General features: G+C 36.3%; 13 protein-coding genes. 3 read left to right on the top strand and 10 right to left on the bottom strand.

The features are described from left to right. Positions 1-41 precede the first annotated feature (41 nt). Genes QV06_RS01815 through smrB form a run of 3 tightly spaced genes read right to left on the bottom strand, consistent with a single transcriptional unit; the run spans position 42 to position 2,189 of the window. Entirely contained in the window at positions 42-1,046 is a 1,005-nt protein-coding gene (locus tag QV06_RS01815; protein WP_065236683.1) for a nickel/cobalt transporter, read from the bottom strand. Then, a complete protein-coding gene (locus QV06_RS01810) occupies positions 1,037-1,660 on the bottom strand; it encodes a DUF1007 family protein (protein ID WP_065236682.1) in 624 nt (207 codons plus the stop codon). Before QV06_RS01810 ends, QV06_RS01815 begins: the two co-directional genes overlap by 10 nt. 1 nt (position 1,661) lies before the next feature. Further along, on the bottom strand, positions 1,662-2,189 hold the full coding sequence (gene smrB, locus QV06_RS01805; protein ID WP_065236681.1) for an endonuclease SmrB: 528 nt from the start codon (positions 2,187-2,189) through the stop codon (positions 1,662-1,664). A gap of 107 nt (positions 2,190-2,296) precedes the next feature. Here smrB and prmB point away from each other — a divergent pair, with 107 nt between their 5' ends. Together prmB and QV06_RS01795 are read left to right on the top strand one after the other, a co-directional pair. Next, a complete protein-coding gene (gene prmB / locus QV06_RS01800; protein WP_065236680.1) occupies positions 2,297-3,259 on the top strand; it encodes a 50S ribosomal protein L3 N(5)-glutamine methyltransferase in 963 nt (320 codons plus the stop codon). A gap of 386 nt (positions 3,260-3,645) precedes the next feature. Further along, positions 3,646-4,545, top strand: a complete 900-nt coding sequence (locus tag QV06_RS01795) for a hypothetical protein (protein WP_065236679.1) — start codon at positions 3,646-3,648, stop codon at positions 4,543-4,545. A gap of 44 nt (positions 4,546-4,589) precedes the next feature. On the opposite strand, the gene gloB is transcribed toward QV06_RS01795, so the two are convergent. From gloB to QV06_RS01765, 6 genes are all read right to left on the bottom strand, one after another. After that, a complete protein-coding gene (gloB, locus tag QV06_RS01790) occupies positions 4,590-5,288 on the bottom strand; it encodes a hydroxyacylglutathione hydrolase (RefSeq protein ID WP_065236678.1) in 699 nt (232 codons plus the stop codon). Position 5,289: 1 nt separating this feature from the next. Then, on the bottom strand, positions 5,290-7,236 hold the full coding sequence (gene recD, locus QV06_RS01785; RefSeq protein WP_065236677.1) for an exodeoxyribonuclease V subunit alpha: 1,947 nt from the start codon (positions 7,234-7,236) through the stop codon (positions 5,290-5,292). Next, positions 7,236-10,835 carry an exodeoxyribonuclease V subunit beta gene (recB, locus tag QV06_RS01780; RefSeq protein WP_065236676.1) on the bottom strand — a complete coding sequence of 1,200 codons (3,600 nt, stop codon included), beginning with the start codon at positions 10,833-10,835 and terminating at the stop codon, positions 7,236-7,238. The genes recD and recB overlap by 1 nt, the downstream gene beginning before the upstream one ends. Before the next feature lie 62 nt (positions 10,836-10,897). Then, entirely contained in the window at positions 10,898-11,254 is a 357-nt protein-coding gene (locus QV06_RS01775; protein WP_065236675.1) for a DsrE/DsrF/TusD sulfur relay family protein, read from the bottom strand. A 9-nt stretch (positions 11,255-11,263) separates the two neighbouring features. Beyond that, positions 11,264-12,571 carry an NCS2 family permease gene (locus QV06_RS01770; RefSeq protein ID WP_065236674.1) on the bottom strand — a complete coding sequence of 436 codons (1,308 nt, stop codon included), beginning with the start codon at positions 12,569-12,571 and terminating at the stop codon, positions 11,264-11,266. Between the two features lie 107 nt (positions 12,572-12,678). Continuing rightward, on the bottom strand, positions 12,679-14,256 hold the full coding sequence (locus QV06_RS01765) for a DUF2813 domain-containing protein (RefSeq protein ID WP_065236673.1): 1,578 nt from the start codon (positions 14,254-14,256) through the stop codon (positions 12,679-12,681). A 154-nt stretch (positions 14,257-14,410) separates the two neighbouring features. On the opposite strand from QV06_RS01765, the gene QV06_RS01760 reads away from it, so the two are divergent. Then, positions 14,411-15,319 (top strand): lysine exporter LysO family protein, encoded by a 909-nt coding sequence (locus tag QV06_RS01760; protein WP_065236672.1) that lies wholly within the window; start codon positions 14,411-14,413, stop codon positions 15,317-15,319. Positions 15,320-15,380: 61 nt separating this feature from the next. Here QV06_RS01760 and QV06_RS01755 read toward each other — a convergent pair whose 3' ends face one another. Then, entirely contained in the window at positions 15,381-16,427 is a 1,047-nt protein-coding gene (locus QV06_RS01755; RefSeq protein ID WP_065236671.1) for an AI-2E family transporter, read from the bottom strand. Positions 16,428-16,496 lie beyond the last annotated feature (69 nt).

Raw genomic sequence — 16,496 nt, 5'->3', positions numbered from 1 at the left:
TGTATAGAAATTATTTAAAAAAATTATTAATAATGTTAAAACTAACCAAACAATGCCCTACCACCGCTCACTGGTAATGTTGAACCATAAAGCAACGCAACGCCCATATAGATTAATAACACACTTAATATAGCTTTAACCCAATAAGCAAGTTGTTGATTATAGCGAGGTTGCAAATACCAAGCGCTTAATTGCACCGCTTTCTGACGAGCGAATAACACCAATAATGCGAATCCGCTTAATGTTAAGCCTGTACCAATCGACATCGCGATCACAGCAAGAATACCATAAGGGTATAGTTTTAATAGGTAAGATAAAAACAGCACTAAAATTGCCCCAGAACAAGGTCTTGCACCAATACTTAAAATAATCATTAGTTGAGATTGCCAATCTTTGGCTTGTGCTAATTGGTGTGTTGATGGTAGATGTTGATGCCCACAATCACAGCTTCCTGAGAGAGAAAATAAATTCGATTGTAGTGGCTGTACTACAAGCTGTGGTGCCTTTGTAGGATAACATCTTTTAATTTTTATTTGATGTTGATGAGAAACAGCTTGATGGCGATATTGGCGATACGCTCGCCACAACCACCAAACACCTAATCCAATCATTAAAATAAAGCTAAATCTTTCTAACCACTGTTGCGAGAGTTTATAAAAATAGGTCGGTAAATTAAAAATCGCAATAACTACGGTAGTGAGAATAATCGCAACTAAGCCTTGAACCAAAGAAGATAACATCGCTAATCCCATACTCTGCTTAACATAAGTAGCGTTTGTCGTGAGATAACTAGTCAAAATAAATTTTCCATGTCCCGGACCAACGGCATGAAAAACACCATAGCCAAAACATAATAAAATTAAGAATAGCGGTGTATGAGATGAAGATTGATTAAGATGTTGTAAGGTGTCGCTGATCGCGTGATGAAACCAACGTTGTAAATTGAAAATAGCGTGAAATACAGACGGATAAAATAAGATTAACCCAATAAAAATAACACCAAAACAGACAAATAACAGTAATGTAAAACGGCGAATTAAGGGCATGATAAGGTTACCTTTTGTGCGAAAAGAACACCGAGTGAAGTATCCTCTTCAGCATTTTTGTCTAAACTGGCTGCGTAATTTTGCATTGCCTTATTTGGTTCAGGCTCAACAATCTGTAATTGACATTGTGTCGCTTGATTAAAGGTCATACTGTTTTTATTCGGGTATAACATTGCAATGTAATAAGTAGGATCATAAATCAACAGCGTAGCTTGTTGTTGAGTTAGGTCGCGTGGTTTGCTTAGCATCACATCAAATTTAATCTGTAATTGATGTTTGTTTACCACGTGTAGCTCACTATTTTGCGGTTGCTTGGTATAAGGGATTGGTTGTCGATTTTGATCATAAAAATAAGCAAAATAATGTTGATTAACAATATTTTGCATAATTTCTGCAGTTAATTGCTTGACCGTTTTTTCCTTATTTGTACTGCTTTCAATTTCATAAATTACCTCAGATGAGGAAATTTCATCCATTAACCACTGCATACGAATACCAACCAACCGATTTTGTTCAATTAAGAATTGGTTTTGCATATCAATAAAAGCGTGCGGGTGTGCAACGGCAACCGAATTTAATAGCAAAAACAGCAAGCAACAAAGCCAATAACGCATATTAGAATAATACTTCTTCACCAACATCGATCAATACTAATAAGGCAGCATCACCGCCCCACTCTTTGGGCGCTTGATGAAAGGCAATGACTTTTGGATGTTGTACTAACCAGCGTGGGATCTGATTTTTTAAAGTGAAACTCCCATATCCCGTCATCACACAAGCACAAGCCAGATGCTCTTTTTCACAAGCTAACAATAACGCCGCTAACTCCTGCTTTGCTTCTTCTCTGGTTAGCCCATGTAAATCTAAAAATAGATCAGGGACAAAATCACCACGGCGTAATCGCTTTAATTGATAATGATCTTCACCTGCTCGCAGATAGCGACTGCCCGTTTCATCTAATAAAGGTTCATATTCATCAGAAAAATAGAATAACGTATCCTCTTTTTCACGGATTTCTTTTTTTTGTTGTTGCTGTAATTGTAGGTTACGTTTATGTTTAATAGAAAATGTGACAGTGTCTTGTTTTAATGGCTTAATATCTTTAACGAATTCTTGAAATAAAGATTGATCTTGTGAATCCATAGTTTCCTCACCAAATTTAACCGCTCGCTATTCTATCACACTACCACCTGTTTCGGAAAATATGGTATAAATACGGTTCTTTTCTCCTATTAATCACAGTGAATTTTATGACTGAACAAGTACTTTTTAATCAAGAAATTATTGAAGAAATCCAACTCAACTCACCGCTATCAAATCTACAAACCATTCAAGATTTTTTACGTTGGACGTATAGTTATTTTAATGCTTCGGATATTTTTTATGGGCATGGCTTTGATAATGCTTGGGATGAAACCTTACAACTTGTTTTGTCCACCCTACATTTACCACTCGATCTTCCGAGCGAATTATATCAATCTCGCTTAACTGAAATTGAAAAACAAAAGCTACTCTCTTTAGTCGTTGAACGTATCGAAACTCGCAAACCAGTGGCGTATTTAACCCATTCTGCTTGGTTTTGTGGATTACAATTTTATGTCGATGAACGTGTGTTGGTACCGCGCTCACCAATTGGCGAATTAATTGAAGATGGCTTTACTGGGGTATTACGCAGTGAACCAAAACGCATTTTAGATATGTGCACTGGTAGTAGCTGTATTGCGATTGCTTGTGCAGATAAATTCCCAAATGCCGAAATTGATGCCGTAGATATTTCACTAGATGCACTGAATGTCGCTGAAATCAATATTGCTCACCACCATTTAGAGCACCAAGTTTTCCCATTACAATCCGATCTCTTTAATAATTTACCGAATGATGGCTATGACCTGATTGTTAGCAATCCACCGTATGTTGATGCGGAAGATATTGCCGATATGCCAGTCGAATTTTCGCACGAACCAATTTTAGGGTTAGAAGCCGGAGAAGATGGTTTAATTTTAGTTAAACGGATTATTGCGCATGCTGCTGATTACTTAAATGATAACGGCGTATTAATTTGTGAAGTAGGCAATAGTATGGTGCATTTAATCGAACAATTCCCGACTGTGCCATTTGAATGGTTGAAATTTAAACGTGGTGGTGATGGCGTGTTTATGCTGACTAAACAGCAGTTAGTTAATATACAAAGCCAGTTTGCACAGTATCTTTAAATAAATCAAATGATTGTAACTTTTTTAATTATTGCTAAACCTACGATTTTCTCATCGTAGGTTTATTTTTATAGTGTCAATATTTTTTATTAATACGCCCGTAATTATTTAAAAATACCTCTCTCTAATCTATTCAAGTTCATATTGATTTTTGTCGTTGTCATTAAGTATAGTTATTAATTAAGTATGTATCCCCTGTATAAAGTAAGAAATGTGTTATTGGATAAAAAAGAGAATAAAAGAATATATTAATCAACATTTTAGTTCAGAGAATGATAAAAATTTCCTTACGATAAATTTATCTTGTTATAGCTTTCTAGAAAAAAGTCATATGGGTAAGCCTAATAACTGTATGAGTAATAAAATACATAATAGAAGAGAAAAAAATGAACTTTAGTGATATTAGCAATATATTTAATTTTGATGTTTTCTATATTGATTTTGAAAATGTTCTATGGGTCATTATTATCAGTTTTATTATTGTTCTGATTGTATATTTAGAAATTATTGGTGGTAAAAAATGGCGATTAAGTAGAATTTTTTTACATATCTTGATTATATTTGCCATCTTTAGTCTATCTGCCTATTCTCTTTATCAATACCTTGAAAATTTAAAAGTGAGAATGCATTCAGGAATTTGTTGGAAAACAGGCGAAAACTTATATCAAAAACTGGGTCAGCAGCAATTTTATCTATTAGCAAAGAAAAGTTATCTCAATAATCTTCGCAAAGCAATTAAACAACATAATGAAAAACATTGGGAAATCTGTGAAAAGATACATTGTGGTTTTTACTATTTCGGTTCATTAAAAAACAGCAGTGATTTAGCCTTTATCGAGCGTTTTAAAGAAGCATTCAGAAAAACTAGTTATTATAATTATGATGGGAAATTAGTTAATCAAGATAAAAAAGTTTTATTTGAGACTTTTCTGAATGAGAAATTAGATTTAGATAAAGAAATTCCTTATGCAGAGGGTGTTTTTCTTACAGTTGGATTTCGTAATAGTACGTTATTCTTTTTCGATAATAAAGATACATATAAAGTAATGCCAGTAGAGTTATTAGATAACTCCGTAATAAATAGTGGATTTGTCAAACGTGAATCAGGCTTAGGTAATTTTTATCTTAATCTTGGACATATTATGGCAATATCTCTTTCTAATGATACTGAATTTAGTTTTGAGTATACTTTTACTACTAATGCTCTTGGAGTTGCTTCTACACCTTATACTATTCCTGTAAGTAATTGTGGCAATACTCCATTAAATAATGATGATTTTGATTAGGAGATCATATTCTGACACAAGAATCTAAAGGAATCTTTATTTCTTTAAAAATTATCTTTCGCTTCCCGTAATGCAATGAAACTTGTCACATCGGAACATTGTAAAAAAGGATTTAATTGTTTTTCTAAGCCTAAAGTTGTTGGTACAGTAGGCAGCTGTTGCTGACGTAATTTTTCCACTTTTTTAGCATATTCCGCTAAAGCTGGTGAAGTAGTAACACTTTGTGCAAAACGTAGATTACTCAATGTATATTCATGCGCCGGGCAAACAACCGTATCATCTGGAAGCTGTTTGATTTTTTCTAGCGAAGCAAACATTTGTGCATAATCACGAGTAAATACTCGTCCGCAACCTAGTGAAAACAGAGTATCCCCACAAAATAGATGATTATCGACCACAAAGCTGATATGTCCTGCGGTATGCCCGCCAGTAGCAAAGACATATAAACTATAATATGGCGTGTGATGAATACCTGAATCGACAATATGAGTTGCCAATGGAGTGCCTACTTCTGCGGGTGCATAGACAGGAACGTGCAGATATTTTTCACGTAATTGTGCTACACCGCCAGTATGATCAGTATGATTGTGGGTAACTAAAATCGCTTCTAATTTTAACTGACTTTTGGCTAAAAAATTTTCAGCTGCCTCTGCTTCTGCGGGATCGACTAATAGTGCGTGTAAGTTATCTCGGCTATAACACCAAATATAATTATCACTTAATGCCGGAATAGCGACCAACATATTATTCCTCCTGATTAAAATATTGCTTAATTTGTTCAGCTAATCCACTGTTACGGATTGTTTGATTACGTACTGCCATTAGCCAAATATGTTCATTACAAAATACACTAAAATAACGTTTTGCTCGGGTAATGGCTGTATAAATAAGTTCTTTGCTTAACAACGAATTATACTCCTGTGGCAGCACTAATACAGTATGTTCAAATTCCGAACCTTGCGATTTATGTACAGTCATCACATACGCTGGCTCAACACTTGGCACCCGAGTCGATAATACATCACGAAAGCCTTGTTCCGTTTCAAACCACACTTTTAAATTGCCCGAACTATCCGGTAGCACTAAACCAATATCCCCATTAAACAAGCGAATATTATGATCGTTCTGCAAAACAATGACCGGTTTACCTAAATACCATTCGTGACTAAGGCGAAAATCGATCTGTTTTTGTTGACGCAATGCGTCTGCAATTTGCTGATTAAGCTGCTCTACGCCAAATAATCCTGTCCGCAATGCGCTTAATAGACGACAACGTTTAAATAGCGTAAATGCCGTTTCGATCTCGGCTAAATGCCATGTTGTCTGCTGGCGTACAAAATTAAAATAGTCTTGATACAGATTAACCGCAAAGCGAATTATCTCTTGGTTGGCTGTGTTAGCCATATTCGGCGGACAATCCGTTGTTAAAGGCAATGCTTGAATATCTGGATAATAGGAAAAAAGCTGCCAACTCTGCTCTGCTTGACGTTGATTCACTAATCTTGCTAATTGACCAATTCCCGTATCCGCTTTAAATCGGTAGCTGTGCTGCAAATGGCACAAACTATCGCGAATAAAGTTATTCTGGACAGCTTGTGGTAATTGCTCTGCACATACTTGAGCTAAATAGTCACTCTGCTGCGGACTATAATCAAACTGTAAGAACTGCCCTAATTCCGCCATAATCGACCCAGCTTCCACAGATGCTAACTGGTCTTTATCCCCTAGAAAAATCAATCTGGTTGCAGGATGCACACCTCGTAATAATGTCGCCATCAACGATAAATTAATCATCGAAGCTTCATCAATGACCAATACATCAATATTTAATGGACGCTGCTGATGATAAGTCGGTTGCGTATTTGGGCGCATACCTAATAAACGGTGAATGGTCGCTGCCTCTTGCGGTAAATTTGCGGTAAGGGTAACTGGCAATGCAATCTGTTTTACCGCTTGATGTAGAGATTCTGTCAGCCGGGTTGCCGCTTTCCCCGTTGGCGCAGCTAAACGGATTGATAATGGCGGTAATCCTTGTAATTGTTGTAACCATTGTAACCCTAACAACAGTTTCGCCACTGTGGTGGTTTTTCCTGTACCCGGTCCACCAGAAATAAAGGTAATTGAACGGGAAAAAGCCGTTGCAACAGCAATTTTTTGCCAATCAGGTGCTGATTGATTCTCGGCAAAAAGCGTGGCTAAGATAGTTTTAATCTCTTGCAATAGTGCTGGGGTATAGCTAAAGGTTTTAATTTGGCTTAAACGTTGTGCAATATAATATTCATCTTGCCAAATGCGATGGAGATAGAGTGCAAAATGTGAATTAAATTGGCGTAATACGATTGGAGCAACATTTTCTGCGGTTATGGAAAATAGAGAAAAAGCAGGATGCTGGCGTAGTAATGTTGGCCACTGCGCTACTGTTTCAGGTAATAAGTAGTGTAATTCCTGCATGACGGCGGAAAATTCAGGTGCAGATTGTAATTCAAATGGATTGGTCAATAAGCGTTCGTCCAACCATAAACAGCTATGCCCTTTTTGATGCAAAAAACTTAATTGTGCAGCCAGAAAACAGGCTAAATCATTCGTCTGTTTGCTTAAATGTTGTCCTTGTTGGGTAATTAATTTGGCAAAATAGTAATCAATATTTTCAATCACCGCTTGATCACGTAACTGTTGTAAAAGCGTCAGCATTATTCACCCCATAATTGGTCAAGTTTTTCAATTAAGGCAGTTGATGGTTTAGTAAAGAAAACCCCAGTTTGTTGAGGGTTATCTGGTAATGCCATCCCGCGTAAAAACAGATAAAACACGCCACCAAAATGGGTTTCATATTGGTAGGCAGGATCGTGTAATTTCAGGTAACGGTGTACTGCTAATGTATAAATCAAATACTGTAAATCATAACGTTGTGCAGAGATAACTTTTTTAAGCTGTTCCAGTTGATAACAGCTTAAATCTGCTCCTAAAAAATTACTTTTATAATCAATAATATAATATTTGTTATCTTGGCGAATCACCACATCAATAAATCCTCGAATAAAGCCTCTAATTTCATCGACACGTATTGGGTAATGTTGGTCGTATAGTGGATGATATTGATGCAATAATTGATTAAATTGTTGGTTATTAAATAGATTACCTAGTTTTAGATAAAACTGTAATTCGGTAAGCCTATCTTTGCGGTTAATCTGTTGTAATGCACCTAATTGCGGTAATGATTGAGAAAAAATGTGAGTTAGCCACGTTTGCAATGGCGTAATCCATTCTGCGGTTAAATTTAAATATTGGCAAATTGGCGTTAATGATTCAGGTGTAATTGGCTGGCTAAAATCTGCTTTTTCTAAATAACTATGCAGACAAGAACCAACACTCGCCCCTTTTGGAAAATCAAACGGCGAAAAACCAGCTGGATAATAGAGATTGATTTGCTGCGCTAGATCAATAACGGGATTATCCGCTAAATCCACCACCATATCTCGATCTAAATGGTCTTGTATCATATCACTGAAATGATCAGCATAAATCGCTTGTAATTTTGCTTGTAATCCAGTGAAGCTCGTTACTCGCCAATTTTTTTCTACATTTTGCTTAAATTGGCGAACAGTTAATGTTTGAGGATAAGACAAACTTGGTCGCCAGTCATCTTCTGTTGGTAAATCATCTGCACGACTTAATTGCCAATGTTCTGGCGATAAAGCACGATCAAATAAGTCGCTGTATTGCATACTTGAGGTAAAGGCGTTATTTTCGCCTTGGATCAATAAATAATCGAGAGCATTTAATCCACTCGGTTCGTCTTTTTCTTTGTAAGCAATTTGCTGCGGTACGCCAACAATCAGCTGGTATTTGGCACGCGTTAATGCCACATACAATAAACGCATCTCTTCTGCATTATTTTCCAACATAATTTGTTGCGAATGCTCATTGCGAATATCCCAAATTAGCTGTTTTTCCGCATTATGATAAAAAGCACTATCATTACGCCGATTTGTTTTTTTCGTCAAAATAAAAGGCAACCCAACAATCGGGAATTCTAATCCCTTTGATTTATGGATTGTGATAATTTTTACTACATTTTGTTCACGCTCCAAACGTAAGCGATTTTCATCATTGTCCGTCTGCCCAGTTAATTGTTGTTGATACCAGTTGAGTAACGCTTCTTCATTCTGTTGCTGATTCATCGCTTGCTGCAATAGTTCGCTTAAATGTAATAGATCCACTAAATAGCGTTCACCTAAAGCAAATTGCTGCAAACGCTGTGGCAGCATTTCTGTTTGAAATAAGCGGTATAACATCGGCAAAATTCCTTGGTTTTGCCAAATTTGATGATATTGCAGCAAACGTTCAATTAAGTTTGCCCATGCAATTTCATCTTCTTTTAATTGGTAAATTTGTGGCGCGGTTAATCCCCATAATGTTGTTCCGAGTGCAGAAAGCACCGCACGTTGTTTAAACGGAGTAACGCACGCTTGTAAAATCAATAACAACTCTTGAGCAACGGGGCTATTAAACACACTCTCTTTTTCTGATAAATAGACAGAGGCGATCCCCTTTTTCGCTAAGGCGGTGCGAATAATCTGACTTTCAAAACGATCTCTCACTAAAATAGCAATATCTTTGGCTTCGACTACCCGTGAATTTTGTGGTTCGGTATCTTCAATAAACAGCGCTTGCTGCTGCTCGGCTGCTTTTAATAATTGTTGAATATGGCAAGCAAATAATTCCGCCACCGCAAGCTGATACGCTTCTTTCTTTTTGGTTTCATAATCTAATTGCAAAATTTGCCATGCTTTTTGCTTAGTTTGCTTAATCGTTAAACTGCCTTGCTGATGGGCTTCAATTAAAGGAAATTGAATTTCAGGCAGAAAAAAAGGATTTTTTGCTTGGGCAAATAATGAATTCAAACTGGTAATTAAACCTTTAGAGGAACGGTAATTGTGCTGTAAGGTATAGATGTTTTCTATCCTGTTGGCTTGATCTTGAGCCATTACCGATAAATAAGTAAAAATATCTGCTCCTCGGAAACGGTAAATTGCCTGTTTTGGATCACCGATTACCGTAAATCCTGTTGGTTGCTGATCTGGCGTTGCAGATAAATAAATTTTCTCAAAAATCGTAAGCTGAATTGGGTCGGTATCCTGAAACTCATCAATCATCGCAAATGGATATTGCTGGCGGATAAATTGAATTAATTTTTTCCCTTGTGGTTTTAGTAACGCATCACGTAATAAACGTAATAAATCGTTAAAATCAATATTGTTATGCTGATTTTGATAAGCAAAAAAGTGGTCACGTAGCAGTTTTACATACAGATAATTCATACTTTCTTGATAAGCTTTTAATGAAAATCCGTTGAAAAAACGCTGCAATTCGCGGATCAACAATGGGTGTTCTTGTTCCTTTTTGGCATAAAATTTCAATTTAGTTAATTTTTCTAAGCGTTCTAGACGAGCTTTGATATTTAACGTGGAAAAATCTGTATCCAAATACGTCTGCACTGCCTTCACACTATTTTTTTGTAAATTCTCACCATATTCAGCAAACCATTGAGTGAAATCAGAGAATTGTTGTGCTTCAAGCTGATCTAAAAAAGCAATTTGTTGTTGATAATAGGCAATACCTGCTGATAAATCGGTAAATGGTAAGGTTGCGTTAATGCGTGGCATATTCCCCGCTAATAAACTACTTATTGAATTTAATAGCTCATCGGGTGATTTAAAAATATCGCTGATTAGTTGCGCTTCTGCTTCAGAAAGTGAGTAAAACTGTTCACGCCATAATTGGTAATTTAACTGTTGTAGTAATTTTTTATCGCTGTTATTCACCTCAACGTTAAAAGAAAGCCCCGAGTCAAACGCATATTGTTGTAACATCCGTTGGCAGAAACCGTGAATAGTAAAAATCGCAGCGCAATCAATATATTGTGCAGCAAAATGTAAACGTTGAATTGCTAATTCTAAATTCGCTTCGATATAAGGTAATAATTTTTGTAATTCTGGGTCCTCTAATTTATCTGGATCTTGATGTTGTTGATACTGTTGTAATTGTTTTAACCAAGCCTGAATACGTTGATTAATCCGCTGACGCAACTCTTTTGTTGCATCTTTAGTAAAGGTAACGACTAAGATCTGTTCAATATCTAATGCAGTAGGAAAATTATTTTCCCCAGCTTGTAGTAATAAGCGTAGATATAACGTCACCATGGTGTAGGTTTTGCCCGTTCCCGCAGATGCTTCAATCACATTATTTTGTGCCAGTGGTAAGGTAATTGGATTTAATTGTGTATTCATTAGCTTTGTCTTTTTAGAGAGAAAAACGCCGATTTGGTTGAATCGGCGTTCGATTTGCTTAATTAGAAAGTGAGGACTTTGTCTGCCCAGAGTGTCCATTCAGCCACATCGGCTAATGTACCTAGAGTAACACCATCAATTAAAGGGTGTTGAGATACGGCTCGCGCATTAGTACAAGTGGTACAAAGTTTTACTTCTACCCCTAATCCAGTCAAAATACTCAATAGTTCTTGAACATTCTCCCCTTCTTTCGGATTTTGTCCTTTTAATCCAGACAATACCGCATCAGAAAAGCAGAAAATTTTCATTTCTACTTCTTTAGCGTGTTCTTCTTTTAACGCTAACGCAAAACGTAAAGCGTTAAAGGTTTTTTCTCCGCTATATGGCGAATCATTTAAGATATAAAGTAGTTTTTGCATGATAAATCCTTAATCTATAAAGATAATTTTGAGTAAGAATAATACCGCAATTAACCACACTGGAACACTGACATCTTTTGCTTTACCAGTAAAGAGCTTCATAATGCAGTAGCTAATAAAACCAAGTGCAATCCCTTCAGTGATAGAATAAGTAAACGGCATCATCGCAGCAGTAATAAATGCTGGTGTTGCTTCTGTGAGATCATCCCAACGCACTTTAATTAAAATTGATGACATCAGAATACCAACATAAATTAATGCGCCTGCTGTCGCATAAGGCGGTACAATTGAGGCTAATGGCGAAATAAAGATCACCAATAAGAATAAAATACCAACCACAATGGCAGTTAAGCCTGTACGACCACCAAAAGAAACCCCTGCACTACTTTCAATATAGGCAGTTACTGATGAAGTCCCTAGATAAGCCCCGGTCACCGAACTGATACTATCCACATACAAGGCTTGCTTCATTTTTGGGAAAGTCCCTTGTGCATTACTAATTCCTGCTTTATCGGTTACGCCCAATAATGTACCTGAAGAATCGAATAGATTTACCAACATAAAGGAGAAAATAATCCCCAGTAAATCACCACGTAATGCACCGCTTAAATCAACTTGTCCAACGACAGAAGTGATACTTGGTGGCATAGAAAAGACCCCTTGAAATTGGGTTTTACCAAGTAATAGTGATAATACTGTTGTTACCACAATCGAAATTAAGACTGACGCATGGATATTTTTAGAAGCTAAGATAACAATAATAAAGAAGCCTAAAATTCCTAATAATACGGTTGGCGAATGAAGATCACCTAACGACATTAAAGTTGCTTGGTTCGGTACAATAATACCCGCATTGTGGAAACCCATTAATGCGATGAAAAGACCGATTCCCGCAGTAATCCCTACCCGTAAGCTAAGTGGAATTGAAGAAATTAACCAGTAACGAATTTGGAATAGCGTTAAAGCTAATAAACCAACAGCACCCCAGAAAATCGTTCCCATACCGACTTGCCAAGATAAGCCGATTTTACTGACTACAACATAAGCAAAGAACGCATTGAGCCCCATTGCTGGCGCTAAGGCAACTGGTAAATTGGCGAATAACCCCATAAAAATACTACCAAATGCGGCGATTAAGCAGGTAGTAACAAAGACGACTTTTGTATCCATTCCAGCCACACCTAAAATAGATGGGTTGACGAATACGATATAGACCATAGTGAGGAAAGTTGTGATCCCAGCGATAATTTCTGTTTTCACGTTGGTGTTATGTTGTTCCAAGTGAAAAAATTTCGCTAAAAGGCTTTGATTTTGCATAAAAAAACACCTGTAAAATAAAGAAAAGATAAAAGGAAAAGCAATCACAGGCTTTTCCTTTTAATTCTAGCAAAACTGCTCTAAAAATTGGGTAAAATTTTTTATTTTTATGCGCCTTGTTCTTTGGCAATCAATAGCATTTTGGAAAACAAACGGCGAAATAATACAGGAATTAATTGGTTATCACTCTGTTTTACTGCTTTTACAATCGCTAACGCTAAATCTGGCTTAGAGGTATTTTGAATCGCCCGTTGAATAATTTGTGATTTTGAATAGTTGTATTTTTCTGGTAAGCGCGCTAGATGTTTAAATACCTCTTCAAAGCCATTGTCATAAAAATAGTGTTCAATATCTCGTTTTGGCAATGGCGTAATCTTGTCTGCGGCGTGTTCATTTTCTCTAAGTAATTCTTCAGCAATACTGACATATTTGCGACCTGCTTCATCACCATCGGTTAATAAATGCCACGCTATACCCATTAAATTTGCATATTTAATCAATGGCTTAATACCGCATTGTGCAAATTCAACAATACGAATCCCTTCATTTTCTAAATTAATCTCTAACACTTTAGCCAATTCATTTAGAATCCAAACTTCAGTTTCCCCTTCTACAAAAATCCAAGCGCGGGAAAACAGTGCCAAACTGCGGTTATAGTGGATATGGAAAGTTAAGCGGCGTAAGTCGACTTTGCCTAAGTCGTGTCGTTCTAATTGATAGGCTTGGATTCGCTCTTCGCCACGCACTAAACGGCAAATTGAATGTAATGGCACATTTGATAACAATTCAACCGAATTGGTTGTAACTAAACGTTGTAATGGAATATAGCTTAATAGCTCCCACATAATTGCCATTAGTCGTGGATGTAAGCGAGATTCTGGATCTTCAAACAACAGAATCGGATTGCTTACTTGAGAAAATAATGTTTTATCATCAGGTAAAAAGTGTTTGGCCAAATAAACAAAGAAATAGCGTCTTAATTTTTCATCACCTACGCGTAATTGTTCCGCTAATTTTTTCGCTTGTTGCCATAATACGCTGGTATCGCCAATCGCCAGTTGTGGCTTGCGTTCTAAAATGAAGTAATAACGTAATAAGGTCATTACTGCGGCAAAAGATGCCATAATTTCAGGCGTCAGATTTTTACTAAAATTAATCGGTTGTAAATCAAAAGGCTGTTTTGCTAACCGAGCATCACGGAAACGGTAAACGGTATGACGTTGAATTAAACGGCTAACCAATTTTGCTTGTTGCGCTGGCTCTAAAGGAATCACATTCCCCTGTTCATCAATAAACGAATAAATCGTTTGAATTTCTCCTGAAGCAAGTTGTTCACCAAATACCCGTAAATAAATACGAGAAAAACCATCTTCATGAGGCACGGCAACTGGACGTAAAAATTGTTGTGGTGGTAATTGTAATTCTTCTGGTATTGATTCACTAAATGTAAACAACAGATTAATTGAGGAAATTTTTTTTACAGTATCATCATTGAGAGTATAAAAAAAATCATCGGCAACAAATTGATAAGGTTCTGCTTCTTTATTAAAGATTAAACTTAATAGGTCTAATAGACTCGATTTTCCCCACGCATTTTCTCCAATTAACACCATATTGGAACGTAATTGAAAAGATAAGCGATGAATACCACGAAAACCGACCACTTCGATCTGCTTTAAATACATAAAATGCTATCCTTTATGCTTAATATTATTTCTGTCACATCTTAGCACACCCATTGATTTTAGTTAGCTCTATCGACTTTTTTATTTGACATTTACTATTAATAACCGATACATTGTCGCCTTTCAGTCATTTTTTACCCTAGTTTTACTTTATATGTTAGAAAGTTTAGCGATTGTATTAGTACCTTTATTTCTCGGATATTTAATAAAAAGTAACAACGTCACATTTATTCACTGGACCAATAAAAGCATTATGGTGCTTTTATATCTGATTTTATTTGTGATGGGATGTTCTTTAGGGCAATTAGACAATCTTGCCCAAACCTTACCAAATATTGCGTTTAAAGCGACGGTATTTAGCTTAATTATTCATGGATTAAATATTGCTGGTTTAGGGCTATATGATCGTTATTATCATGCACCGACCTTAAAATCAGCGAAAAATATGCCTTCACGTTTAAAGATGATCCTCGATTCTGCAAAGATGTGTAGTATGGTGGTAGTAGGGTCTATTTTTGGCTTATTGAGTAAGGCTTATTTCCTGATCCCGCATGGTTCAAGCACTTATGTATTGATTGTATTAATTTTCTTAGTTGGAATTCAGTTACGTAATAGTGGCATCAATCTACGCCAAGTCTTTTTTAATAAACATGGAATTGGTATTTCGGTTGTTTTTACTGTAAGTTCTTTAGCTGGCGGTATCATTGCTGCCTTAGCGTTAAATCTGCCAATCACACAAGGATTAGCCGTATCTTCTGGTATGGGGTGGTATTCTCTTTCTAGCGTATTGCTAAATGATGCTTGGGGACCAATCTGGGGCAGTATTGCCTTTTTTAATGATCTATCACGAGAAGTGGCTAGTTTATTTTTAATTCCCCTCTTTATGCGTCATTATCGTGCAACCGCTGTTGGTTTAGCTGGTGCGACTGCTTTAGACTGCACTTTACCAATTATTCAACGCTCTGGTGGAATTGAAACAGTTCCCCTTGCGTTAAGTTTTGGCTTTATTATTAATTTATTAGTGCCTGTGTTATTGGTGTTTTTTATTAGTATTCCGTTGTAACATTGCAAAAAATTACCCCAGCCATTTATAGATAACGGCAGGGGTAATGCTAATAAGTCATCTACTCTTTCCCTTCACTTAATAAATAAGAGTATTTTTTGGTTTTCTCACTTGATTCTAGAGCAATTTTTACTGCCATCGTTAAAGGTACAGATAACAACATACCGACTGATCCCAATAACCAACCCCAGAAAATTAATGAGATAAATACGACTAAAGTTGATAGCCCTAAGGTGCGCCCCATCATTCGAGGTTCAACTATATTTCCCATCACCATATTGATTGCTAAAAATGCAATCGCCACAAATAGCCCATCACTATACCCATTTAAAATTAGTGCTTGAATGATCACTGGAATAGCAGCCAAGACCGAACCGATATTAGGAATATAATTTAATAAAAAAGCAATTGTTCCCCATAATACGGCATATTGCACATCTAAAATCACTAACGCTGCCCAGACTAAAATTCCAGTTACTAAGCTGACAAAGGTTTTTATCGCTAAATAGCTAATCACACTATTTAACACCCGTTGGATATTTTCTAACTCTTTCCGCTCTTCTCGATTATTGGCAAAAAAGATCGCTAATTTTTGTTTCATACTTGGTGCTTCAAACAGCATAAACACCACGATAAGTAATAAAACAAAACCATTTGTAATCACTCCAGAAATTCCTGCTAATAAACGGCGGATAAGGCCCATTATAATGCTTGGATCTAAGTGTTCTTGTACTAAATTAGTTGGAATAAAACGATACAAATCAAAACGCTCCATAATCGGCGCTAAACTGGCAATCCGTTGTGCTAATAGCTGTTTATACTCTGGAATAGATGCAGAAAATTCATTAACTGCATTACCGACTAATCCTGCAAATGAAGTTAAGGTAATGACAATTAAGCCTAATAACGTAATCACCGCAAGCCATAAAGGCACTTTTAATTTCACTAAAAAATTAATCAGCGGTGTACAAATAATGGCAAGGAATAATGCTAATAAAAATGGCACAACAATCTCAACCGCAGCTTTAATTCCCGCTAAAATAATCACAAGGCAAGCTAATGTAATTAACACTGTAATTATATTTTGCTTGCCAATATTGTTTTCCATACGATTTCCTATTCAATCTCATTTTTAATCTACGTTATAATAGCAAAAAAACTATCTGATAAGGAGTTG

Source organism: Gallibacterium genomosp. 3, assembly GCF_001678475.1.
In the GTDB taxonomy this organism is placed as follows: Bacteria; Pseudomonadota; Gammaproteobacteria; order Enterobacterales; family Pasteurellaceae; genus Gallibacterium; species Gallibacterium faecale.
This window is presented reverse-complemented; position numbering and strand designations above follow the sequence as displayed.